At 39.5% G+C, this 26,140-nt stretch carries 20 protein-coding genes; 6 read left to right on the top strand and 14 right to left on the bottom strand.

Features of this window, described 5'->3' with window-relative positions; genetic code table 11:
• Positions 1-12 precede the first annotated feature (12 nt).
• The 9 genes from BV902_RS10895 to BV902_RS10855 all read right to left on the bottom strand — a co-directional run bounded on the left by BV902_RS10895 (position 13) and on the right by BV902_RS10855 (position 15,537).
• Positions 13-2,037, bottom strand: a complete 2,025-nt coding sequence (locus tag BV902_RS10895) for a RagB/SusD family nutrient uptake outer membrane protein (RefSeq protein ID WP_075994718.1) — start codon at positions 2,035-2,037, stop codon at positions 13-15.
• 10 nt (positions 2,038-2,047) lie between these two features.
• Complete coding sequence (locus BV902_RS10890) at positions 2,048-5,461, bottom strand: SusC/RagA family TonB-linked outer membrane protein (RefSeq protein WP_075991949.1); 3,414 nt, start codon at positions 5,459-5,461, stop codon at positions 2,048-2,050.
• A gap of 48 nt (positions 5,462-5,509) precedes the next feature.
• Entirely contained in the window at positions 5,510-6,655 is a 1,146-nt protein-coding gene (locus tag BV902_RS10885) for a pectinesterase family protein (RefSeq protein ID WP_075991948.1), read from the bottom strand.
• A gap of 156 nt (positions 6,656-6,811) precedes the next feature.
• Complete coding sequence (locus BV902_RS10880) at positions 6,812-8,257, bottom strand: hybrid sensor histidine kinase/response regulator transcription factor (RefSeq protein ID WP_083663561.1); 1,446 nt, start codon at positions 8,255-8,257, stop codon at positions 6,812-6,814.
• Complete coding sequence (locus BV902_RS10875) at positions 8,175-11,153, bottom strand: ligand-binding sensor domain-containing protein (RefSeq protein WP_075991946.1); 2,979 nt, start codon at positions 11,151-11,153, stop codon at positions 8,175-8,177. Before BV902_RS10875 ends, BV902_RS10880 begins: the two co-directional genes overlap by 83 nt.
• 322 nt (positions 11,154-11,475) lie before the next feature.
• Positions 11,476-12,078 (bottom strand): S41 family peptidase, encoded by a 603-nt coding sequence (locus BV902_RS10870; RefSeq protein ID WP_075991945.1) that lies wholly within the window; start codon positions 12,076-12,078, stop codon positions 11,476-11,478.
• Between the two features lie 60 nt (positions 12,079-12,138).
• Entirely contained in the window at positions 12,139-13,218 is a 1,080-nt protein-coding gene (locus tag BV902_RS10865; RefSeq protein ID WP_075991944.1) for a hypothetical protein, read from the bottom strand.
• Positions 13,205-13,822 carry a nicotinamide riboside transporter PnuC gene (gene pnuC / locus BV902_RS10860; protein ID WP_157626009.1) on the bottom strand — a complete coding sequence of 206 codons (618 nt, stop codon included), beginning with the start codon at positions 13,820-13,822 and terminating at the stop codon, positions 13,205-13,207. Before pnuC ends, BV902_RS10865 begins: the two co-directional genes overlap by 14 nt.
• Positions 13,823-14,037: 215 nt before the next feature.
• Positions 14,038-15,537 (bottom strand): malate:quinone oxidoreductase, encoded by a 1,500-nt coding sequence (locus tag BV902_RS10855; protein WP_075991943.1) that lies wholly within the window; start codon positions 15,535-15,537, stop codon positions 14,038-14,040.
• A gap of 512 nt (positions 15,538-16,049) precedes the next feature.
• Here BV902_RS10855 and fabG point away from each other — a divergent pair.
• Entirely contained in the window at positions 16,050-16,793 is a 744-nt protein-coding gene (gene fabG / locus BV902_RS10850; protein ID WP_075991942.1) for a 3-oxoacyl-[acyl-carrier-protein] reductase, read from the top strand.
• Positions 16,794-16,959: 166 nt separating this feature from the next.
• On the top strand, positions 16,960-17,940 hold the full coding sequence (locus BV902_RS10845) for an acyl transferase (RefSeq protein WP_075991941.1): 981 nt from the start codon (positions 16,960-16,962) through the stop codon (positions 17,938-17,940).
• A gap of 126 nt (positions 17,941-18,066) precedes the next feature.
• On the opposite strand, the gene ypfJ is transcribed toward BV902_RS10845, so the two are convergent.
• Positions 18,067-18,936, bottom strand: coding sequence for a KPN_02809 family neutral zinc metallopeptidase (gene ypfJ, locus BV902_RS10840; protein WP_075991940.1), 870 nt, complete (start codon positions 18,934-18,936; stop codon positions 18,067-18,069).
• 280 nt (positions 18,937-19,216) lie between these two features.
• Here ypfJ and BV902_RS10835 point away from each other — a divergent pair, with 280 nt between their 5' ends.
• The gene (locus BV902_RS10835) at positions 19,217-19,798 is read left to right on the top strand and encodes a PhnA domain-containing protein (protein ID WP_075991939.1); all 582 of its coding nucleotides are present in this window, start codon (positions 19,217-19,219) and stop codon (positions 19,796-19,798) included.
• An 84-nt stretch (positions 19,799-19,882) separates the two neighbouring features.
• On the opposite strand, the gene BV902_RS10830 is transcribed toward BV902_RS10835, so the two are convergent.
• Together BV902_RS10830 and BV902_RS10825 are read right to left on the bottom strand one after the other, a co-directional pair.
• Positions 19,883-20,809: a polysaccharide deacetylase family protein gene (locus BV902_RS10830; RefSeq protein ID WP_075991938.1), complete on the bottom strand. Its 927-nt coding sequence runs from the start codon at positions 20,807-20,809 to the stop codon at positions 19,883-19,885.
• Positions 20,810-21,079: 270 nt separating this feature from the next.
• Positions 21,080-21,616 carry a hypothetical protein gene (locus BV902_RS10825; RefSeq protein ID WP_075991937.1) on the bottom strand — a complete coding sequence of 179 codons (537 nt, stop codon included), beginning with the start codon at positions 21,614-21,616 and terminating at the stop codon, positions 21,080-21,082.
• Positions 21,617-21,855: 239 nt separating this feature from the next.
• Between BV902_RS10825 and BV902_RS10820 the strand changes: the two genes are divergently transcribed.
• Positions 21,856-22,404, top strand: a complete 549-nt coding sequence (locus tag BV902_RS10820) for an NADPH-dependent FMN reductase (protein ID WP_237242095.1) — start codon at positions 21,856-21,858, stop codon at positions 22,402-22,404.
• A 33-nt stretch (positions 22,405-22,437) separates the two neighbouring features.
• Here BV902_RS10820 and BV902_RS10815 read toward each other — a convergent pair whose 3' ends face one another.
• The gene (locus tag BV902_RS10815; RefSeq protein WP_075991936.1) at positions 22,438-23,304 is read right to left on the bottom strand and encodes an aminotransferase class IV; all 867 of its coding nucleotides are present in this window, start codon (positions 23,302-23,304) and stop codon (positions 22,438-22,440) included.
• A 19-nt stretch (positions 23,305-23,323) separates the two neighbouring features.
• Complete coding sequence (locus tag BV902_RS10810; protein ID WP_075991935.1) at positions 23,324-24,370, bottom strand: RluA family pseudouridine synthase; 1,047 nt, start codon at positions 24,368-24,370, stop codon at positions 23,324-23,326.
• 18 nt (positions 24,371-24,388) lie between these two features.
• Here BV902_RS10810 and BV902_RS10805 point away from each other — a divergent pair, with 18 nt between their 5' ends.
• A complete protein-coding gene (locus tag BV902_RS10805; protein WP_075991934.1) occupies positions 24,389-25,336 on the top strand; it encodes a 1-aminocyclopropane-1-carboxylate deaminase/D-cysteine desulfhydrase in 948 nt (315 codons plus the stop codon).
• A 188-nt stretch (positions 25,337-25,524) separates the two neighbouring features.
• On the top strand, positions 25,525-26,088 hold the full coding sequence (locus BV902_RS10800; RefSeq protein ID WP_075991933.1) for an NADPH-dependent FMN reductase: 564 nt from the start codon (positions 25,525-25,527) through the stop codon (positions 26,086-26,088).
• The last annotated feature ends 52 nt before the right edge of the window (positions 26,089-26,140 follow it).

Genomic DNA, 26,140 nt, shown 5'->3' with positions numbered 1-26,140 from the left:
ATTTGCTTGATGTTAATAACCGTAGGCATTACTCAGGTATCCTCTTGCTTCCCGAATATCGTCGATATATATCGGATAAACGTACCGATAATTACAGACGCCATTGCCCATTTTATACTGGTTAAGCTGCGCTTGAATTTCCGCGCCATAGGTCAACGTGGATAAAAATTCCGAATAATTGTACGTAGCCATCAATCCTGTTCCAGCCAATAATGTTCTGATCGGCCAAATTGTATAATTGTATACTTTTCCGGATTCTACTTTTTCTGGCTTGGCAGCATCCTGAGGAAACCATCTGACAGAAATGTAGTCCCCACCTGGAGCCGCAGGCAAATCACCGTAATAATTTAATGAAGCCTTATCAATATATTCGTTATCTTTATAACGGAAATAAACTGTCGAAGGAAATTGTGCTGGCTGATAGGTTTTATCAAATATTTTCACTGGTTTGCTATGATCATACATAATACATAGCGCCATTTTCATATCCTCAATTTTTTTATAAAGCAATCCCCAACGAATCAGATCTTGTTTACGGACAGACTCACCGCCAAACTCCCAAGCACGTTCATTAATTACTGCATCTAAAAAGTTAGCATCATACGCATGTATTTTGGAAGACCCGACGCCAAATGCTCTTTCACGAACTTTTTCCAAAGCCTGTCTCGGTGATATTTTGGCCATTTCATGTACTGCATCAGGATTTTCAATCTGACTTTGAGCTTCGGCATACATGAGATAAATATCGGAGTATCGCATTAGTATCCAATTGACTCCAGTAGCGATACGCCCTGTCGCGGTCTTGTGCATAGCAAGATAGGAATTAGACATCCAGTAAATCCTCCATTTACCAAATTTTACATCATTCGGATTATTACTCACCTTCTCTTTATTGTCAGCTCCATAGCCAATCCAGCTAAGCGTCACGTCACGCCTTTTATCTTCTCTGTCGAAGGAATAAAAATAATATGCGGTTGAGGTTACATAACTACCACCGAATCCACGGGAGCCATACTTTGAATTTCCATCCACAGCATAGCCCATCAAGGAGCCAATATCTCCATTGTTACCCATGCCAAATGCTACTTCAAACAAATTTTCATTTGAAGCATTTGGACGATTACCACATACGGAAGACCATATATTCTCAAAATCTGGATCCAAACGATGCGGGTTATCTGCTGATCCGATCAATTCTGCGGCCTGTTCTGCTGCGATACGGTAATATTCTTTCCAGTTTTGAGGCCGACCTACATAATAGCCATTGTTGGAAGGTATTGTCGGATGCTTCTCAGCAGTTGAATTAGGAAATGCTTTACTGTCTCTGAGAGACCAGCCGCCAGCAAATAATGCGACACGTGCCAACAGCCCTTTTGCGAAACCTTTGGTTACACGTTCTACTGTACCATACTCACTATTTCCGCCTTTGTATGGAAGATAGGACTGTGCTTCTTCCAAGTCCTTTACCAAATAATGATACACCGTATCCTTATCGGATTTTGGCAAGTACACATTAGATAGGTCGGACTTGGAAGCTTCTTTTTTATACGGAATATCACCCCAATACCGCGCAAGCTCAAAAAATGCGAGCGATTTAAGTGTGAGCGCTTCTCCCAGAAGAGGTTTCATGCTATTTGCTTCACTCGCGAGAATCGGTGAATTGCGGATACCATCGACGACTGCGGTTGCCATTTCTGCAAACTCGAACAAACGTTGCCACCTTGTCGTAGAATTGTTGGCGTGTCCGAAATAATTTCCGGCGCCAAAATCGTCTGTCTGAGAGATATATCCGGTTTCGCTAAATGACCCATTGGATTCCGTATCCGATACTCCTTGCCAGTTGACCGATAATTTCTGCCCATAGATATAGGTATCGGTCATTTTCCCATACAGTCCCATAACCGCAGCTTTAGTCATAGAACTTGTCTTAAATACAGTCTCTCCACTTAGGGAAGAAGGAGAACTGGTTTCAAGATATTTTTTGCATGAACTCATACAGGCCAGTATGACAACAGCAATGATGATTATATTTTTCATGTTCTTGTGTTTAAAATGTAACATTTAATCCAAACAACACCTTTCTCGCTTTCGGATAGGCAGAGTATCCTACCCCGGGAGTCAATGGATTACGTTGTGTGTCAACCTCTGGATCCTGTCCACTATATTTTGTCCAGACATGCAGGTTATAGCCAGCGACATAAATGCGTAAATTCTGCATAAGAAGCCGCTTAGCAATATGTGTCGGCAAGGTGTAGCCTAGTGTCACATTGCTCAGTCTGAGAAAGGAGCCGTCTTCGATGGCCCAATCGGTTAAAATACGACCATTTGCTGCCATAGGATTCCACATCGTCTTTCCTTCATTGAGCGCACGGAAAAGCTCGGGATTGGCATCATTTCCAAACATGATATTGGCACCAGTGGCAGGGTTTATCGTGGTAAAACGTTGTGAAAGCCTCATATCATTACTGATATTCTGATACCGTTTAGAACCTTCATAAGCCATGAAATCTATTTTATCTGCATTATATATGTCGTTGCCGTAAGACCAGTTAAACATACCCGCCAGATCAAAGCTTTTGTACTGCACATTCAACATCAAACCACCTGTGTGTTTTGGTTGTGCTTGGCCAATCACCGCTCTGTCATCCTCCAATGTAATTACCTGACCTTCTCCGCCCAACTTCTCAAGTTTAATATGACCTGGGCCAAAATAATTCCCCCCTCTGGACATTACTTTCGAAGCATCCACCACTCCTTCATTTAATAGCCATCTATTTTGCGTACCATCAAAAGTAAAATCATCAAAAGAATAGAAACCATCTTGTTTAAAACCATACATCAATCCCAGTGGCTGTCCAACAATGGCCCTAAAATCATCACGTCCAAAATCCAGCCATGGAGAGGCTGGCGTTGTCATTTCATTCAGACCATCAATCAGCTTACGAATCTTATTGCGATTAAAAGCAATGTTAAAGTCTGCTGATAAACGAAAATCTTTTTTTTCCACCAATACTGCAGATGCCGAAAACTCAATTCCCCTATTGGAAGTACTACCTACATTCTGATACTGGTTGGCATATCCCGAGCTCGACGGCAACGGTACCTGAAGGATTAAATCGTTTGTAATATTATTATAAGCATCAACAGTAAGGTTCAACCGGTTCTTAAACAAGGAAAGATCCAAACCTATATTGCTAGAAACTGTGCTTTCCCATGTTAGATTTTCGTTCTTCAGCGTGGTCTTCGTACGTAACGCACTCTGTGGAGTTTCTCCAATATAATACAATTGATTTGCCGCATTAATAAAATCATAGTCCTGCCGCCAATAAGATCCCACGCGCGCGTTACCGACAGAGCCGTGGCTCAAGCGCAATTTTGCATCAGAAAGCCAAGCTTTGGTACCTGACATGAAAGACTCATCCGAAAATCTCCAGGCAAAAGCCGCACCTGGAAAAAATCCCCATTGATTGCCGGGCGCAAATACATTTTTACCATCTGCCCTACCCGTCAATGTCAGAATATAGCGATCGCTAAAAGTATAGTTAACCCTCGAGAAGAAGGAGGTCGTCCGTGACGGTTCGCGAATGGTGGTGTAGGTAGGCGATGGAATACCATAATTCCACATCGCTAACACGTCATCGGTTGAGAAATCTTTGGGATAAAATTTAGACTCCAACAGCATATCGTTTTGCTCGCTATTTGTCATCTCCTGCCCCCCAACGATTGTAAAACGATGTTTATTTTCTTGCAGTTTGAAATCGTAGGTCAGCACATTTTGAAATGACCACAGCGCCCCTTTTTGATCTTCTCGCCGCGCTACGGGTTGACCACCGTTAGCGCTGGACTGCCCCGTACCATTTATCCAGATATTATCCGTAAAATTTTTATTGAAACCATAAGAACCTTTGGCATTAAAACTCAATCCTCTGGCGATTTTCCAATTCAGCCCGGCATTAAAAATTAAATTAAAGCGATTTTGATCTTTATACTCATTCACAACATTTACAACGGGGTCGTTGAGTGAGCTCAGCGCTTCAGCTGAAGTAATATCTTCCGCTCCACCAAGGGCTCCTTCGGTCAGCGATGCAAGACTGCGAACGGGCGCATATTTTACAGCTTCCCGCAACTTGCGCCCGTCAGAGATACTGGGGCCCGTGATTTTTGTGTTTGACATCCGCGAGTTAAACTCAAAGGAAAGCTTAGGACTAATCTTTTTATTGAGCTTTGCGCTCACATAATCCCGCTGGTAAGCCGAGTTTAACATAATATAATCCTCATTGTCGTGTGTATAGTTTAAGTTATAGGTCAGACTTCCATCTTTGTCACCTCCCGTCATTCCCAAGCTATAGTTTTGCTGCAGCCCCGTATTACCATATAATTTATCCTGCCAATTAAGTCCATCTTTGGACTTATAGATATCCACATCTTCCCAGAGTCCATACATGGAATTAAAACTGTTATTCGCAGCCATAGAAGGATCGAGCTCCCGCTGCCAGTATACATACTCATAGGGGGACAGTACCTCAGTAAGGTTGTACACTTTACTTGCTGCCAGATAGGAGTTGAAAGTAATTTTTGGATTTCCGCCTTTCCCAGATTTAGTCGTAATCAAGATAACCCCATTGGCTCCTTCAGAACCATATATTGCAGTTGAGGCCGCATCTTTCAGTACATCTATATTTTCAATATCTGCCATCGGAATATCGTTGATATTGGCTACACGAAATCCATCGACAATATATAAGGGCGAATTGTCCTGGGTAATGGAACTTCCACCGCGGACACGGACTTTTATCTGGGCATCAGGCGAACCTTCCGTTATGGTGACATTGACCCCCGGTAAACGACCGGATATGGCTTGAAGGACAGATACTGTGGGTAGATCTTTCAATTGTTCGGCGTTAATAGAGGCTACTGAACCTGTCAGATCTTTCCGTTTTGTAGTACCATAGCCGATGGCTACAACTTCATCCATCATTAACGTATTATCTGCAAGAACAACATCTATTTTCATACGTCCATTGACCTGAACTTCTTGGCTTTTTTTTCCAACAAAAGCAAATACAAGAACAGCATTTTCGGGAACATCCTTAAATGCATAACTTCCCGACTGATCAGTTGATGTCACCATACTGCTTGATTTTATTCGCACAGTTACCCCTTTTATCGGAACTCCTTTTTCATCCAACACCTTGCCTACGACAGCAATAGACTTTTGAGATATCCATCGAACCTGCTTACGGGGGCTATCCAAAAGCACTGTCGTGGTCGCATAACTATCGTTTGCCTGAATGGTAGTTGAAACGAACACCAGCAAGAAGCCAATATTCACCCGGCTCCGCCAATTGTAATAAGGTACATCCCTAACACCATCTGAATGCAACAAATTTTTACGCAGCTGCGTAGAACGAAACAAAGAAAACTTTATTCCGTCAAATGGTTTCAATTTGTTATTTCTCATAAGATTTGATTTATAATTGCTTGGCTATATCGCTCGATTTCTGCGAAATCACTTCCATACTTGGGGTTTAGTGCAGATAAATTTGCGAGGATTCCATTGATCATTCCCCACAATAACCGTATCATAAGTATAACTAGCAGCTTCCGCATCAGTTAGTATTGCTTTTGACACACCCATCTCATTATTGCTGTTTTTAAATCGTGTCTTACGATTGTCGGTGCCTATCGCATTTCCTGACGCATCTATACTCTTGTAATCGGCAAATATTTTGGGAATTCCCCCCATATCTGTCCATCCTTCTTTGGCCACCGGGATATTCATTCGTGTGTAAAGAAAAACAGCTTTAGGCTGATCGTGCCATGGTCGTCCTAATTTTACTTTTCCATCTGCGGCAGCGGTATTTCCATCGATTGTACAATATTTAAACACGTAACCCCATTTAGTTTCCTCCTTATGGCTCGGAGCCACAATCACCGATCCGCTGCGAACATTATACAAGGTGCAATGCTCAACATATGCATTACCGCCCCCATAAAAATAATCCACAGCCCCTTCTATCCAGCAATTGTATACATATAGCCGATCATTGGGCTTGCGTGTACTAGTCATCCAGGTATCTTGAAAAGATCTGAATATGCAACCACTAAATGCTACCCTATCCGCGTGGATACGTATTGCCAAAGCCTGTGGGCCGCTTTGCCGTTCAAGTCCCCAATCATTTATAAAACTGATATTTTCGGCATAAAAATCATCCCCATAGATTGACACCACTGCCCCGGGATAGCGATAAACCGCTGCTTTGGGATTGTGAACGGAAAATTCCCAAGCTGCAGTGTCCGTTTGATACCATTTAGAATCCGGCTTAGGTAAAGACTGTACGTTTAACTTAAAATGAACACGTGTTTGCTGCTTATCTTGACCAATTAAATGGATGAATCTTTTTTCTATGGGTACTGTGATTACTTCATTATAGTCTCCATTTTTCACATAAATCCGGTAAGGTTCACCGCAATGTTTTGGCGCACTATCAATTGCCTTTTGTATAGTTTTATAATCACCGGTCCCATCGGCTGACACGACCACATTGTGACCTCCCTCTAGTGCTATCGTTTTAATTATGCTGGCACAGCAAAAAAAGGGACTACAAAATTGAACATAGGTCAATAGAATAGATACAAGAATTTGTCTAATCATTAGAAGTCTATAATTGGTTCGTTTAACATTAAGTTTGCAAGACTGTCGTCAGCAATAATCAAAGCTAATGGAGCACAACAAATTAAAGGTTCAATAATTGACAAAAAAGGTTTAATTTTTATAAAAAATTAATTATCAGTGATTTATATTTAAAAATTATGATAAAGATGATTTATTTTTATTTCGCATAGTATATTCTTTTGGAGAGATCCCGAACATTTCCTTGAAACTAGTACTGAAATATTTGGGATTATTAAATCCTACGCGATAAGCTACATCGGATACGTTTTCCAGCCCCGCATCAAAATATAATTTAGCCTTTTTCAGGCGCAACTCCCGAACGAATTCAACTGGAGCTATATTTGTCAGGCTCTTAAATTTTTTGTAAAAGGTATTGCGGGCCAAATTCAGCTGTCCGGCAATCAAATCAATATTAAAGTCAGATTGGTTCATATGCTGTTCCACCACCTCAACTACCGTATCCAAGAATTTCTTATCCTTGTCGTCAATTTGAACTTCTGATACCTGAATTACAGGAGCATTCCGCTCAGTAACCTGTTTAAAATAGGATCTTCTTTTTTGAAGTAAATTATGAATAGCTGTTAATAGAAAAGCAGGTTCGAATGGCTTTGTGATATAATAATCAGCGCCATAATGCAATCCTTCAATTTGCGTTTCAACAGCGTGTTTAGCACTCAACAACACAAAAGGAATATGGCAAACCCGCGCATCCCGCCGAACTTCTTTCAACATTTCAATGCCATCCATTACTGGCATCATCAGATCGCTTAATATAAAATCAGGCATCATGGAGTGAATCTTTTCCAACCCTTCTTTACCGTTTGTAGCTATTTCAACGTGATAATGAGCGTCTAATTGCCCCTTTAAAAATATTCGTAAATCCGCATTGTCTTCAACTAACAATAAAGTTTCATTTTTGTCTGTATCGAAAGATACCATGCTATGCTTATTGGGATCGGAATACGGAGGAAGGTCAAAAGAATTAAAATTACGGAATTCTTGAACATTTTGCGGTACATTTGCATTATTGTGAATTGGAATTTCAACGCTAACATGGAGTCCTTGGGTTTCCCTGTTTTTTGCATAAATGTTTCCGTCGTGTAATAATGTAAATTCTTTTGAAAGCGCTAAGCCTACTCCCGTACCTTTTCTTTTATGCACTTTAGGGTTATTTTCTGTGTAAAATAATTCAAAAATATAAGGCATTGTTGCACTTGGAACCCCAGGTCCCTCATCAATGATATGGATATACATTTTCTCTTGCTCCAGGTTTAACTGGATTTCCACGCTACTTCCTTCGGGTGCATAATTGAGTGCATTTGACAACAAGTTGAAAAGGATTATCTCAATTTTCGTCTGATCTAGTTGAACAATCAGTTCTTTAAAAGCTGTAACAAATTTAAGATTCACCTGTTTTGCTTCGGCAGATGCAATAAACGCGAACAATACGTCAGAGATCAACACCACGATGTCGAATTGCGTAAGATGCAATTGATGCTTACTTTCCTGTACCTTTCGCAAGTCTAACAATTGATTGACAAAAAGCTCCATTCGCGCAGCATTCCGATGAATAATATCCATATATACCTTTTTTTTTTGAATCGGTCTCTTCACGTATCAATTTCTTGACCGGGCTTATAATAAGTGTCAATGGTGTTCGCAATTCATGAGAAATATTAGTAAAAAACTCCATTTTAAGTGCACCAAGATGCTGTTCGAGAAGTACTTTCTGTTTTAAATGTATCATTTGCAGACATATTTTAAAAACTGCATAGGAAATCCCGAGAATCAAAAAACCGTAGACTATATATGCCATATGTGTCTTCCACCATGGTGGATTAATCATAAATTCAACCTTTCTATAAGGGATTCCTTCATAAAGATCATCTTCCCCCCTTATCTCAAGGGTGTAATCGCCGGGATTTAAATTGGTGTAGGTAATGCGTGTAATCTGGTTATTAAGATGCCAGCTAGTATCAATCTGTCTTATACGATATTGAAAATTAGGGTGCATATAACGCGGATCCGAAACTGTTACATCAAAAGATAGGTTATTTTGATTATGGTTTAATATAAGCCGATCAGTATATTGTACTCCGACTTGTTGTCCTTTTTTTTGGGTATTAATTACAAATTCCTTATTGTTAATCAAAAGTCCAGTCAGCAGAAGATTCGGTTTGCTGTATTTCTGTTGAAAGGCTTTGGTGTCGAGACAAAGTACTCCTTTTGTTGTACCAAAAAAAATCACTCCTTGCTTTCTCTGTACTACCGTCTTTTCTGAAAATCGCATATTACCAAAACCGTCACTTGCATTAAAATTTACGAACCTCTTTTTTTGACGATCAAACTTCGACAATCCACCTTCTGTTGCTAACCAAAGGTTATGTTCTTCATCTGAGATACAACTTAAAACATAATCATTAAAAAGTCCTTCGTTGGCGGTATAATGTTCAAATCGAAGAGCATTAAAAGGATCGCCACTGCATTTTGTCAATCCCCCCCCTGACGTACATATCCACATGGCTCCATAATGATCTTTGTACAGATATTGCACATCATTATCGCCAATATGATCTCCATCATAATACACAAAATAAAAATTATCCTTTTTATTGATTGGATTAACAACTAGAACACCATGGGTTGTCGCTACCCAAACCATTCCCTTATCATCGAGAGTTAATTGCCGAACTCTGTTAAATACATCCTTCCGCAAACCAGATTTATGCAATGCTATTTGTTCAAATTTCGTTACTCCATTAGTTTCAGTAGCTCGAAGTAAACCCGCTCCATAAGTTCCTATCCAAATAGCCCCCTGTTTATCCTGCAATAACGAATAAACTTGGTTGCTAATTAATTTTTTGTTTATCGTATTAAATTGTTCAAGTCTATATGAAGTTCGCTCCTTATTTTGTGGTACAGCCTTTAACAGCCCATGCTTCTTAGTACCCATCCACATTGTTCCTTTACGATCCTCCAATAGACTATAGACGGACGAAAGTGCTTCTGAATCCACGCCACTAAAAGAAATTGGCAAAATTTTCCCCTGATCAAAAACTGATATGCGTCCCAATTTTTTGCCAACCCAAAACCTTCCCAACTGATCAAATAGAAGGCTACGAACTTCAGGGTCCGTTGCTTTCACCTCTTCGTTACCAAAAGGTTGGAATGACACCCCTTTATTGTAAAAGACTATCCGTGCCATTCCCTCCCCCTCTACGGCAAACCAAATTACACCAGCAGGGTCATATAGAATATCATGGACAAAGCGTGGAAAGTCTATCTGTTGACCATTGATTGATTTGAAAGAAAAGCTGAGCTGGGCATTCTGTTCATCAAAAAAACCGAATCCGCCCCCTCGCATACTGATCCAGACTCTTTGCGATGCATCCTCAAAACATTTAAAACTCACGGTTGAACTCTTTTTAAAGAAAGGAGAACTAAAATAGTTGCTTTTAAGATCGTTCAAATTCAGCAGGACCACGCCATTTCCTTCTGGTTCAAGCCACAATCGTCGCTTACTATCTTCATAAATTCCAGTAAGGCTAGTTCGAAATTGATATAGTTTCTGTATTGTATGCCTTACGACATCAAATGCAATAAGTTCACCCAAGGAGGTCGACAGGAAAAGCTGCTTTTGATCGCGTGACATACGCATTTCATTGATCCGTCCTTTTGTTACCGATAACTTCTGCAAGTTCCGCCCTTGTTTATTATACACCAAAAGGTTGTTTTTTTCGGTAGAAAAAAACATGAAATCAGAAGATTCAGCAATCTTAAAGATACCATTTGAAGCCAATTCAAAAGATTGAATAACATGTGGCTTATTCCCTTTTTTTGAAGATAATTGAAGCAAATGAAGACCATCTTTTGTCCCAATCCATACCTGTCCTTCGACATTCCTATGGAAGAAAGTCAATTGATTTGACGATAGATGATTATCTACAGCTTTATTGTCTGAGCTAAAGATTGAATAGTCAGAATTTCCACTTTTCGTATCTATACAAAATAAACCATCGTCTGTGCTGCCTACCCATATAGATTGTGCATCAATTGCTAAAATTTTGTTAAACTGTACTGATTTTTTTTGTGTAGCTTCCACCTTTTCCGATATCGAGCAAAACTCTTCGGTAGCCTTGTCAAAACGATAAAGTTTCATATCATAAGTAAGAAACCAGATGTCGTTTTTATTACCATCGATCATCTGAATAACTCGACGACTTGCGACATCATACTTCTTGGATTCTGTAGAATTATAGGTTTTGAAATGCTGACCATCGTACCGGTTAATTCCGTTCCATGTGCCAATCCAGATAAAACCATCCTTATCCTTCAATAGTCCTGTCAGATTACCATGAGAAAGACCTTTATCTCCGCCAAAATGATCCAATCTAAAACTTTCCTGACCTAGAACGGTGGGTATATAAGCGAATACTACCGCTAATAAAAATATCCACGAACCACTAAATTTTATCATAATGAAGATTAGATTTACCCCTCTCTTTTTGAAAATTTGGTTACTACCTAAAAGTAGCTTTTTATTCACGTATTACTTTATATTTTCTACGCAAACGATCTCAAAAATATGATATGCAGGTATTGCCCAATCTAAGTATATATGGCAACCTAATAGTAATAAGACAAACACACTGATATACCCGACGAGAAATTTTCTGATTTCGTGATTGACTGTATCAATTCTATCCACCTATTCCATAATCGAATTATATATGAAAGATAATTTATTAATCCTCTATATTCATAAGATATTATCAACACAGAATCAAATGAATATAAGTCTACTTTTTAAGTTGCGTTATAGCAGCCTTAATTTTAGCATCATTCACTAGGTTTTTAAAATTATCCCCACCAATAACAAGAAGACCAGGATGCAAACTGTGAGGGTATGATTTAGCTCGATTATCCTTCAATATACCTTTAGAGTAACTTAGTATAGCATTCTCTTCAAATACTTTTGTTTCATTCATACTCAAATATCCAGCAGTCTCTTCACCTATTATCAGCGCATGAAGATTGGACTTAAGGGCTAGTGCGGTCTGCTCACCTGCACTCCCTGTTAAGGGCCCCACAAGCACCACAACTTTTTTATTATCAAAACCGCAATGAGCGTGCGTTGTAACTATTGTATCTCTATCTTGATAAATAGTATTGCCCAACCGACTAAACTTGATATTGGAACCATCGGCATATTGCATGGTAAATAAAGTTCCATCCTTTAATAAGGGGGTCAAAGCACCTAAATGTATCCACAATGTCCCTCCCATATTCAATCGTAAATCAATAATTAATCCCCGAAAACCGGGGTTTGATAATGAACATAAACTATCTTGTAACTGTTGGGCCGATAAGAAATTATTTACGGTAGCAAAACTTCTAACCAAGTCTGGCGATCTACACGTTCTTTTATAACAAAAAAGACTATCAAATGATAGTCTTTTTTGTTATAAACTCTTCTGTAGTAACTTATGCTGCGAAGCCGTAAAAATATTCCGGAAGATTATATTGATTTCATGATCAATGGCGGCCCCCGAAATTCCGGTATGTGGATAGAGTCTTATTGTATTTGTCAAGATAGATTCCACAAAATCTCGACTTTGTATCCCTATCTGTTCATAAATTGCTGCATTATCATTGCCATCATGAAGATTTACCCAAGAACGAGCGGCCAAATTCATTATTGCTTCCCTCCGATTAACATAATCTTGCTGAAAGTCATCGAGTACCCTAAATGCTTCTTTACTTTCAGTCTTCTCCCATTTGGATTGATTGCTTTTTAACACAAATAGTTTTTCGATTAAATCCAAAAAGCGCTTATACATTCCCGTAAAGTTGGCCAGTAAAGTCAATTCCGCAAAAGGCATAAAGGGATATTGATACAACAGCTCGCTACGTGTACTTTTTGCCGCATCAATCTCAAAAGACTGCCTACCATCAACGAGTATGTCTTCCAGCGAAAAGGAATGCGAAGCTGTAGCCTCCAATCCAAATGTATCCCAGTCGTAATGCACCAGTACATGGTCACGATCCACAAAAAATGATTTTATCAGTGGTTCACCTTTTTCGTCCAACAAGGGTTTTCCTGCCTCCTGAATTGCAGCATTTAAGGTAAAATGGGTTAAATGAGGAGCTCCAGTAGCATATCTCCAAAAACCGCGGAGCCGATAATGTTCACCTTCACGTGTAGCTGTACCTGATGCCTGTCCACTGCCGCCAAAACAAACCCGATCCGTTTTGAAAATCTGATCTCCTAAAACCGGATCAATAAAACCGACAAAGAGATTTGCTCCTGAGCATAACGTTACTGTCCAAGCTAATCCCCCATCCCAATAAGCTAGATCAGCCAATAAATTGAGCCCTTCAGGTAGACTTAACCCCAATCCACCCAATGCAGGTGGAACCCAAATCTTAAACCATTTCCGAAGAAAAATAAGGTCCAGTTGTCCATCCGACAATGTTTTCTGATGGATTCCCTTAGCCTGATTATCTTTCAGAATGGCGATATCTTCGCTACTGAGTTGCATATCTTTCTTCACTTATTATTCTCCTCCAATTAAAATATCCACTAAATGCCATAACAAATAAAAACAAAGTCAAGCCCGAATAAAGAAATAACCCTTTATGGATCAGTAAAGGAATTGCCATCAGATTACTGATATTCAACAATATCCAATTTTCTATCTTCCGTTTTGCCAATAACCACATCCCTGCCCAAGCTGTACAGGAAACTGCAGAGTCCCAAAGCGGTACATCAGAATCCGTTAAATGGACCAATCCGAAATAAAACAACAGAAAACCGAGAGCGCAGATTCCCCCTACTATCCACCATTCTTTCGGCTCACAATGCGTTATGGGAGCTGCAACATCGCTACTATATTTCCAATAGATCCAGCCATAGATGCTCATGACCAAATAATAGAGATGTAGTAATATTTCTGCATATAGTTTCGCATGGAATAATACGTAAACAGAAATTAAGATACCAATAATCCCAAAAATGTAATTGATCGATTTATTTTGCCGGGAAAACCAAACCTGTAAAACACCAAAGGATACCCCTAGCCATTCCGCGATGGTGGCCTGTTGAATCTGTTTTATAAAAGCTTCGAAAATTGTTTCAGAAGTCATCGCCTTGTTTATTATTTCGTGTAATTCATAATAAACCTATGGGAGAAAAACGGACGTTTTTTATTGAAATTAAATCCCTACGCCAGCATTACCTGGATCAGGTATATAAAAGCGATCGTACAAGGAGGTACAATCGCTTTTATTGGGTATAATCTCAGCCGAGAATGACCATGGTCATTCCAAGCACCCCATAAGTATATTTTCTGTCGAATTGATTATTCTATATCAATCAATTTCAACGCTTTGTGCGTACGCGTACGCGTTTCTTTACATAGTTGCGCATCATCGTTCAATGATTTCCCGTGTGAAGGAATCATTTCACGTAGTTTTTTACGGTATTCATCTGATTTCGCACGTTCAGGGAAACATCTCTTCAATAGGCTGATCATGATAGCAACTGAAGTCGAAGCTCCAGGAGAAGCTCCTAATAGCGCAGCAATAGAACCATCTGCACTAGAAACGACCTCTGTACCAAATTCTAAAATTCCACCTTTCTTCTCATCTTTCTTGATGACCTGAACACGTTGTCCTGCTTTCTCGATAACCCAGTCCTCCAATTTAGCTGTAGGCATAAATTGTTTTAAAGACTCTAGTTTATCTTTTGGTGACTTCATGACTTCAGTAATAAGATACTTCGTCAAAGGTAAGTTGTCAAGTCCGGCTGATAACATCGGGCGGATATTGGACAATTTGATAGAAGCAGGTAAATCGAAGTAAGACCCTTGTTTTAAGAATTTAGTTGAGAAACCTGCATATGGTCCAAACAATAACGCTTGTTTGCCATCAATATAACGTGTATCTAAGTGCGGTACAGACATTGGAGGAGCTCCAACAGAAGCTTTTCCATACACTTTCGCATGATGTGTATTAATGATCTCTTCATTTACACAACGTAGCCATTGGCCCCCTACAGGAAATCCGCCATAGCCTTTCGCTTCGGGTATTCCAGATTTTTCCAACAACAACAACGAGTGGCCCCCGGCCCCAATAAATACAAACTTTGCTTTTATTTCTCTCTTTGTTCCTGTCTTTAAATCTTTGACCTCCACTTCCCAACGGCCATCGTCTTCACGTTCGATGTCGATTACTTCATGGTTTAAGGAGATCGAAATATTTTCTTTATTTTCGAGATTAGCGATCAAATCACGTGTCAACGACCCAAAATTAACATCAGTGCCCAGATCCATTTTTGTTGCAGCGATTTTTTCGTCGGCCTCGCGTCCTTCCATCATCAATGGAATCCACGATTTCAACAATGCCGTATCTTCGGTATACTCCATCCCTTTGAACAAGTTTTGGGTCGTCAATGTTTCCCATCTTGTCTTTAGGAATTTAGCATCTTTTTCACCAAAAACCGCACTCATGTGTGGAATACTACGGATAAAATTTTCAGGTTGGGCAATAATGCCTTTATCAACGAGGTAGGACCAAAATTGCTTAGACACTTCAAATTGCTCAGCAATTTTAACTGCTTTATCAATCTTTACAGAACCATCTTTCTGTTCGGGGGTATAATTTAACTCGCATAAGGCAGAGTGACCCGTGCCAGCATTATTCCAAGCGTCAGAACTTTCAGCAGCCACAACATCCAAACGCTCAAGAATTTCAATATTAACGTCTGGGCTTAATTCATTGATTAGAGTACCCAAAGTAGCACTCATAATACCGGCGCCGATCAGAACAACGTCAACTTCTTTATTTGATTTTTTGCTCATGTTTTTGTGATTGATGCAAATTTAATATAGTTTTTGGTAAACGTCCAAGTCTTTTGTCAAAAAACTGTACTTTTTAGAACCACTTATTCAAAAATACCATTGATTTATTAAAATAATCCTAAGTGAGCGATCGCTTACCGTAAAATTCTAAAATTGCTTCCTGAAAATACTCCTCCACTCCAAGATAAACACAAGGTCAGCACACAATGTTTTTCTATTTTAAACCGTTATTTATCGAAAGATTTTGTGTTATAATATAGTTTTAACATTTTTGCAGAACATCGAAAGGCATTAGTGTACACAATAGCTAAAAAACAAGATCATTTATTCGCTAATACGACGGCATCGAAAAAACATAAGCACTGTGCCATAACCAAGATAAACCAAATGGAAACGAGTTCATGTTTCGTATTGAATTCCAGTAACAGACGGGCTGTGAGAGAAAGACAGCGCGTGGAAAATGGACATAAATGCCTGAGTGTGCATAATTGAAGAACAAATAACTTATACAGATGAAAATACTTGAAGGAAAAATTGCTTTAGTAACAGGAGCATCAAAAGGAATCGGAAGGAAAATTGCGGAAGTGTTTGCACAACATGGTGCTAACGTCGCTTTTACATATCTTTCTTCTGTCGAAAAAGGACAGGCACTGGAACAGGAGCTTCAGGCTTTCGGCACCAAAGTGATTGGTTATCGCTCTGACGCTTCAAAATTCGAAGAAGCAGAACAATTAATCAACGCGATCGTTGCCGATTTTGGAGGATTAGATATCGTTGTAAATAATGCCGGTATCACAAAAGACGGCTTGTTAATGCGTATGACCGAAGAGAATTGGGATGATGTATTAAATGTCAACTTAAAATCTGTCTTTAACGTTACAAAAGCCGCTTCGAAAATTATGATGAAAAACCGTAAAGGTTCATTTATCAATATGTCTTCAGTTGTTGGAGTTCAAGGAAATGCTGGTCAGGCAAATTATGCCGCATCAAAAGCTGGTATTATCGGGTTCACAAAATCTATCGCTAAAGAATTAGGTTCTCGTAATATCCGTGCAAACGTAGTTGCTCCAGGTTTTATACGTACCGAAATGACTGACGTACTGGATCCTAAAGTTGTGGCTGGATGGGAAGCCGGAATTCCTTTGAAACGTGCTGGCGAACCAGAAGACGTTGCCAATGCATGTCTTTATTTAGCATCTGATTTATCAGCATACGTAACCGGACAGGTTCTTCCCGTTGATGGTGGTATGTTATAAAATAAACAGGCTTAGGTTGAGTTAAGAAAACTTGACCTAAGCCTGTTCTCTAGTTCTATTTCACGGCCTATCCTGATCTATTTCTACGAAACACCTATGCACGCCACAATTAACGGTTTTCTTTTCCAAATTTTAGTTAATTTTGTCCATCAAATTTTTAAATGCTATGACGAACTGGAAGGATTTTTTTGACATTAAAACCGAGGATGATTTTAATCAGCATTGTTTAGATACCTACCAATTCCAAAGCCAGCATTGCAAAGTTTATCGTGACTATATCAGGCTCCTTGGACGAGAAAAACACCTTATTCAGCACTATACCGATATTCCTTTCATGCCCATCGAATTTTTTAAGACCCAACAGGTTATTGCTGAAGGGATGGAGGCTGAAATCGTATTCTCGAGTTCGGGTACAACAGGTATGGTCACCTCAAAACATCTGGTCGCTGACCGAAGTATATATGAGCGAACTTTTCGGAAGATTTTCGAAAGTTTTTATGGTCCGCTCGGCAACATCGCCGTCCTTGCATTGCTCCCATCCTACCTAGAGCGAAGTGGTTCGTCGTTGATCTATATGATTGATGATCTCATGAAACAAAGTGAGCAACCGGAAAGCAATTATTTTCTCTATAACCACCAAGAGCTTTACGATACACTTATTAAACTCAAAAATAAAGGCACAAAGACCATCCTCTTTGGCGTAACGTATGCCCTACTCGACTTCATTGAACAATATGCCTTTGAATTTCCTGAACTGATCATTATGGAAACCGGCGGAATGAAAGGTAAGCGTAAGGAAATGGTGAAACAGGAAATCCATAAACTCCTGGAAGAAGCCTTTTCTGTGCATGGTATCCATTCTGAATATGGCATGACAGAATTACTCTCACAAGGCTACTCTTCAGGTCAGGGAATATTCTATCTTCCCAAATGGATGAAAATCCTGATCCGAGATACTAATGATCCTTTAAGCCTGATTCCGTTGAATAAAACTGGCGGCATCAATGTAATCGACCTCGCCAATCGCTACTCCTGTTCATTTATAGCCACCCAAGATTTAGGTAAAGTATATCAGGACGGCTCTTTTGAAATATTGGGACGTTTTGACCAAAGTGATATTCGTGGTTGTAATCTGTTGGTTCAGTAATGATCTGATATGACCAGCGCGGCATTTGCCAAACGGCTTGGTTCCCTAAAGGCAAATTGCCTATACCACAAAAAAACACCCGGACATGATGCAGGGCCAGGTGTTTTTTCATTCGAATTACGATCCTTATTTCAGACTCGAATCTTCAAAGGTATTGCCCGATCGCATATCCCCCGAATCATATCCTTTTTTAAACCATTCCATACGTTGCGCGGATGTACCATGCGTAAATGACTCAGGAACAGCATAGCCCTGTGCTTCAGTCTGTAATTTATCATCACCAACAGCAGCTGCAGCTTTCATCCCGTCCATTATATCATTATAATCAATTTTTATATCGGTTAATTCATTGATGTAATGCGCCCATACACCAGCATAAAAATCCGCTTGCAGCTCGGTCATAACGGAGATCCTGTTATTTTCACGCTCGCTCAGTTTCCCACGGGCTTGATTGGTCTTTGGCAATAATCCCACCAATTGTTGGATATGATGTCCGACTTCATGCGCAATTACATACGCCATGGCAAACTCTCCTTTTGCACCGAATTTATCCGACAGTTCTTTACTAAAGCTCAGATCCAGGTAAATCTTTTGATCACCCGGACAATAAAAAGGTCCGTAAGAAGCCTGCCCCATACCACAACCATCCGTTTGTGTTCCCCCATCGTAAAATACGAGTGTTGTAGGAGTATAATTTTTCTGCATCTGCTCTTTAAAGAGCTTTGCCCAAACATCCTCGGTACTCTGAAGCACAGTTAATGAAAATTCAGTTAGTCTTTTTTCCTCCGGATTTAACTCACGCGGCTGTCCCGACTGTTCAGTTTGCACCCCCATATTTTGGGCTTGCTGTAAGAGTTGCATCGGATCTCCACCCATCAAAAATCCAATGACCAAAACAATAATTCCACCAATTCCTCCTAAAGCAATTTTTCCTCCCCCCGACATTCCACGACGGTCCTCAAAATTACCACTTTGCTTGCCTCCTTGCCATTTCATAGTATTTCTATATTACAGTTAATAATCTTTTCTAATGTTGGTTAAACACAAATTCGGTACCAATGTTCTACATGAAGTAAATTTATTTGAAGAAAAAATCTACTTCACTTTACCTCATAGCCCGCATCCCATAAATAAATTTACCGGCAAACAAATGAAAGTCATAAGCAAAAACAATGCTTTATAAGAGTAAAAACGGGAATTATTTCCTTAAGTCGTGATATTCGTCATTGCACATCAAAGCAAATTTGGCTAAGTTTGGGCTTTCAAAAAAACTGACATGAAATTAGAAGAACAATTACAAGCGAGAGCTGGCGGGAAATGTGAGCTGACAGGCGAAGATGCTACTTTAATTGCCTACACATTACCACCGGAAATAACATCAAATTTGGACAATACTTTACTGATTTCAGAAACATTGGTCAATCAGCTCAACAAAACGGAGCAATTAAATCCAGACGACTGGAAATTCCTTCCAAATGCGATGTGGTCCGAAAATCCATCGGTGCAAATTGTATGCTGGCGTATGTTAAACCGATTAAAAAATGAAGGCTGGGCGTCTGAAGCACTGGATATCCTCTATCTCGACGATGAAACACTATTGGAAGCTAAGAAAACTGGAGATCATGAAAATGATGGCTATGTTTCTTTTCATGAAGATAGCATCGGGCAACGACTGTTGGAGGGCGATACTGTTGTTCTGACAAAAACGCTTGACGTGAAAGGTTCCTCCTTAAAAGCGACTTTAGGCACCGTGGTTAAGAATATTCGACTAGTAGCAGACAATATCGAACAAATTGAAGGAAAGATTGAAGGTCAAACAATCGTTATACTGACCAAATATCTCCGTAAACAAAATTAAACTAGACTTTTCGTCTAAATAATAAAGGCTTAAACTTGGGTTCACTCCTGTTTAAGCCTTTATTATTTAGAGAGATAGCTATCACTATTGCGGATAATTCCGTACAAATTCAAAACGATAGTTTGGATGTTGTTTAAGACTATCGATCAAATCCGATAACAACCGCTGTCCTTTTTTCGTTTGATACATATTGTCATGTGTCAATAGCACAACATTGTTTTTCGTATAAGAGGTACCTTTACGGAGTAAATTCTTCATTTGGGTATACAACTGATTCACCGATAGGTCTGGCTTCCCTGTAACACCATTTATTTTCCACTCACAATCCCAACCAATTACTTTGTAACCATTCTGGTGTAGTAACTCGGCAGTCGAAGCCCCACTTTTCAAATCAACCTTTTTACGGTCTCCGATATACCAGATATTTCGTCCCGGCAAGCGAACTATTTTATGTGTTAATCCCAGCGATTGCTCAGCAAGTTCAAAATCTTCAAAAGCCGTCTGCGGATTCGAATAGAAAGTACTGTATTTATTGTGCGCATGCCAGTAACTGTGGTTGTAACAATCCACTAAAGGATTATTCTTATAACGTTCTGTAAAACTGTGTAATTTTTTACTCATTTTATCATGATTGCCAATCAGAAAAGCATTAATTTTGATGCCTTTCGCTGTCGCAATGGAATCAAGGTGCTGGCTTCCATTCAGTGGGCCATCGTCAAAAGTGAGATAAATATAACGTGGAGAGACAGTATCAGTCAACAATACGGTCGTATCTTTAGTCCCTTTGTAGTCCACATTTTCTTCCATTTTTGTAATGGTGTCTTTACGCAGCGAATCCACTTTACTTATCGAATCTTGTACAGCAAGCAAACTATCCTTTTTTGGCGGCATAGAGTCAACAGCTCCCACATTTTGCACCTTATTTGTCCCACTTTGATTACAGGAGTAAAATCCAAAAATAGATATACTTAACCCTACCCATACAACACCCGAATTAACCAGTTTTCTCATCACAAAAATTAACTTACACATTACAATTATTTCCCATAAACTCAAAATCACCTAAAATAAGCTGATCTCAGTCCCGTGTAGCGCAAAATTAATATATTTTTCATTAATCAAGCTGTTATGTTATTTAATTTATTGTGCATGTACACTAAAAGCTTTATGATTCTGCAAGCACCCAAAGCTACGAATGCAAACAACGTGTTATTTCTGGCCAAAAAAAAGGAACCTATATGTATATAGATTCCTTTTTTATCATGTTATTCAACTACTCGATTAATCTCTATGTCTTCCTCCGTGACCCTTACCACGCCCATGTCCGTTTCCATGCCCCTGGTTATTGCCATGTCCATTTCCCCTATCGTATCGACGGCTTTCTCCCCATGAATGTTCACGCCTTACCCTACGCTCGCTGGCAAATGAATACCCGCTACCACCGTGGTGGTTGTCACGGATAGATACTTGTCTTCCACGGTAACCGCCATAACGGCTTCTATACCGATCGTGGTGATGCCATGGTGTGCGATCGTTAATAACCACTTTATGAGCCCGATAAAAATCGTAATGTCTATATCTCCTCGGTAAACTTGCTCTTCTTATCCAGCCGCCATTATCATAATAAACGTAACATCTCGCTGGTACATCGTAATACATATTGTATTCTGGAATATAATAATAGCGGGCATAATCATACCCTGCTGGCCCCCAGCTTGGCTGACTCCCAATATTGACACTAATACTGACTTGCGCTTGTGCAGCTCCCGCTGTAAAAAGGCCTGCAATAATCGCCGCCGCGTAAAACAATTTTTTCATAAGTAGCTCCTCCCTCTAGTTTGTAATTTCTTCTTTACAATACGACAACAAACAGTGTGCAAAAGATTAATGTTCAAATGTTAATTTTTGTTAACACAGCAATAAGAACCTCATTTTAAACAGGTTAATTACGATATGATTGATAAAAAACCGCAAACTTTTTAATAGGATCAATTGTTCAGATCATACAGACTTTAATGAACTAATCACAATGAGTATATATAACGTAGGAATATTGGTTGGTAGCTTACGAAAGGAATCTTACAACAAAAAAAATTGCGCAGTTTATTCTTGAGCAAGAGGAATCTAAATTTGGCTATCGCATAATCGATATCAGCGAGCTTCCCTTATATAATCAGGACTTTGACGATGTAGGAAATCCTCCTCCGAACTACGTGCGATTTCGGAAAGAGGTCGCGTCCCTAGATGCTGTACTTTTTATTACTGCAGAGTATAATCGTTCCATTCCTGCAGTTTTAAAAAATGCGATTGACGTGGGTTCAAGACCCTATGGAAAAAATAAATGGGATGGTAAACCTGGCGCAATAATTTCTTCATCAACGGGAGTTTACGGTGGCTTTGGCGCCAACCACCATTTACGTCAATCGCTGGTCTTCGTCAATGTCTTAACCATGCAGCAACCCGAAGCTTATTTGGGCAATATAACAACATGTATTGGACCCAACGGGGCTATTGAATCACAAAAAACCAAAGATTTTCTTCGCAGCTTTAAAAATGCCTTTGAGCAATGGGCTGAGCGAATTATACATACAAAAGGTCAGGATTAAATCCTGACCTTTTGTATGTATAATCAAATTATTCTAGTCCTGTTCATCACTGACGTCATAGTTCCAATGTTGTAATTTTTCCTGCAAGATCCGCGATATCTTATTGAAATAGCGCTTTTGCTTATAGCCCATTACCCATTGTACGCCCTGTACAGCATTGGTACAGAAAATCTCATCCGCCCGTTTCATGATTTCGGGGCTTATCTGTGCCTCAACCACCTCTATACCTTCATCCTGTGCCATGTCCATGACTACCCGGCGCATTACTCCTTCAATACATCCTTCGGATAACGCTGGTGTATAAAGTACCTTTTCATAATAGACAAAGATATTTGAAATCAAGGATTCACATAGATAGCCTTCCTGATTTAGAATCAATACATCATCAAAAGCCATTTTCTTTTTATAGATGCCAGCTAACACGTAAATCTGCGCATTTAAAGATTTAATCTTTGAAAGATCGCTATACGGTTTTTTGAATTCATTGTAAAGTCCTACAATCAAACCGACCTTCTTATCGCGAAGATTAGGTTCTATGCGCTGCACCTGCAAAACAAAACCAGGTTTATTAGTCGTTGGACTATACAATCCGCCTCCAGATCTAAACACGATCAATCGGATACGAACCTGCTGCCCCAACATATTGTTTTTACGGATTAATTCTTCGGATCTCGAACGAATAAAAAATTCATCGAATAGATTCGCATCATCCAAATGAATCAACTCCATTCCTTTCTGTAAACGCTCGACATGAAAATTTAGAAAGCGGATATCACCATCCTTATACAGCATCGTTTCGAATAATCCATCCCCATAACGGAAACCTCTATTCTCAATGCTAAATATTTCCTGATCTTCCGGCACTACACTGCCATTGAAATTGATATAGTTTGTTGGCATCTTAATTTTGTTCTAAATTTTAATCATTTTCTATAGCCATTGAATTTGCCGCATATCCGCGCCACTTTTCTAAAGCTAAACGAAAATCTTCTGGAAATGGTACCTCGAAATACATATTTTCTTTTGTCGTAGGATGGATAAATCCCAATACCTGCGCATGAAGTGCTTGTCGCGGCAGTAATGAAAAACAGTTATCCACAAACTGCTTGTACTTTGAAAACACGGTACCTTTTAAAATCTTATCTCCACCATACATTGCATCATTAAATAGCGGATGACCAATAGACTGCATATGCGTACGAATTTGGTGTGTACGCCCTGTTTCTAACTGACATTCAATTAAAGTAACATAGCCCAATCGCTCCAAAACGCTGTAATGTGTCACTGACCAACGCCGTTTGTCTTCACCATCATACATCGCCATGATGCGTCTGTCTTTTAGATGACGTCCAATATAACCTGTAATTGTTCCGTCCTCCTTTAAATCACCCCAAACTAATGCAATATATTTACGGGTAATGCTGTGATCGAAAAACTGTTTTGCCAAAAAGGCCATTGATTTTTCATTTTTAGCAATAACCAATAGTCCGGAAGTGTCTTTATCGATTCGATGCACTAAACCTGGGCGATCGGAGTTTCCTGGTAACTGCGGCAGCTGCTGGATATGATACGTTAATGCATTTACCAAGGTTCCCGTATAATTATTATATCCTGGATGCACGACCATACCCGCCTCTTTATTCACAATCAGCACGTCGTCATCCTCGTATTTGATATCCAATGGAATGTTTTCTGGATAAACTTCATTATCCCGTGGTGGATCAGGTAGCACCAATGTAATCACATCATCAGGTCTAACCTTATAGCTCGCCTTGATCTCCTTACCGTTAACCATGACAGAACCTGCTTCAATAGCATGCTGAATTTTGCTCCGCGTCGCATTTTCCACCCTGTTCATCAGGTATTTGTCAATGCGGAGTAATGCTTGTCCCTTATCCACCTCAATACGTAGATGCTCAAATAATTCTTGTTCTTCCTGATCTTGCGATCCAATTTGTTCTGTCATGCTACAAAAATAAACCAAATGAAACAATTTTCGTTAAATTTGTTTTCATTTAATGTTATGTTGCCCTTCAAAATCCATAGCCCCGAAACTGAATTGTGCCTCCCAGCCTGGGAGAAGAAGCATATTAAAGTAACACTTAAGCGCGATGACCTCATACATCCGTTTATTTCAGGCAATAAATGGCGAAAGTTAAAATATAATCTGGAAGAAGCGCTGCAGCTTCAGAAAAATCATCTTGTTACATTTGGCGGAGCATGGAGCAACCATCTTTTAGCTACCGCTTGCGCCGGAGCTACCTTTAAGTTTAAAACAACCGCTTTTGTTCGAGGTGAAGAAGGGGTTAACAACCCTGTTTTAGCAATGTGCCGCCTTTTTGGGATGCAGCTCATTTACGTCGACCGCGAATCTTACCGAGATAAAGAAAATTTATACAACACCTATTTTGGTCAGGATCCAACGACGTTCTATATACACGAGGGTGGTTACGGCATGCTAGGAGCAAAAGGTTGCTCCGAACTCGTTGATGAACTCCAACATGAATACCAGCATATTTTTACCGCCTGCGGCACAGGAACAACATTAGCTGGAATAGCCAATGCGATAGAAAAACGAGATCTATTTACCCGCGTACACGGCATACCTGTTTTAAAAAATGGAGGTTTTATTCAGGAGGAAGTCGATCAACTTTACCCCGACATCACCCCTCCTATTTTACATCTTGATTATCATTTTGGTGGTTATGCAAAATCCAATACAGACTTACTCGCCTTTGTTCAGCATTTTATAGCGGCTACAGGAATCATGATTGAACCCACCTATACCGGCAAATTACTTTATGCCGTAGATGATCTGATCAAAAAGGACTACTTTACCCCCGCAGATCAGGTGCTAGTTATTCATACTGGCGGACTTACAGGCCTGCTTGGTATGTACGAACGTTTCAATTTTATTGATCTACATCAATAAATACGCTAGAACGCCGTACAGAGACATTTGATTGACATTTATTCAGCAATTATATCGTAAGTTTGACCAGATTTTAAAATAAAACATAGCGAAAACATGCGAAAATCATGATTTTCTAAAGGTAACAACGAGGTCAGTATGGGGTAGTTTTGCCCCTATTCAACACCTCATAAATTAATGATATAAAGATGAAAATATTAGCATTTGCAGGAACAAGCAACAAAAATTCAATCAACAAAACATTCGTCACAAGTACTTCCAAATACTATAAAGAAGCAGACGATATCATCGAATTGCTAGACTTAAACCATTTTGAAATGCCTATCTATTCTTACGACAAAGAAGTTGAGTTGGGCATTCCACAATTGGCGCATGACTTTGCTGCTAAAATGGACGCAGCAGATTTCCTTTTGATTTCTTTGGCCGAACACAATGGGTCATATACTACAGCTTACAAAAATATTGTTGACTGGGTTTCGCGTATTCCTAACCGCAAATTATTCAATGGCAAGCCTGTTTTCTTATTGGCTACTGCACCTGGTCCGATGGGAGGTGCCACGGTATTGAACACCGCAGTGAACCGGATAACTTGGGATGGCGCCGATATATTAGACTCCTTCTCTCTTCCTGAATTCCACAAAAACTTTGAAGAAGGTAAAGGTATTATCGATCCCACTTTAAGAAGTCAATTAGAAGCTAAAGTACGTAAAACAAAACGTGCGCTTGCCGAAAAATTATCCGTGCAAGGTTAACAAAAGATTAACAAATAATCGTTGCGAATACCTCATTTAATATGTAAATTGA

This window comes from Sphingobacterium sp. B29, from assembly GCF_001952815.1.
GTDB lineage: Bacteria > Bacteroidota > Bacteroidia > Sphingobacteriales > Sphingobacteriaceae > Sphingobacterium > Sphingobacterium siyangense.
Note: the sequence above shows the minus strand (reverse complement) of the source record. Positions and strands in the feature narration are given on the sequence as shown.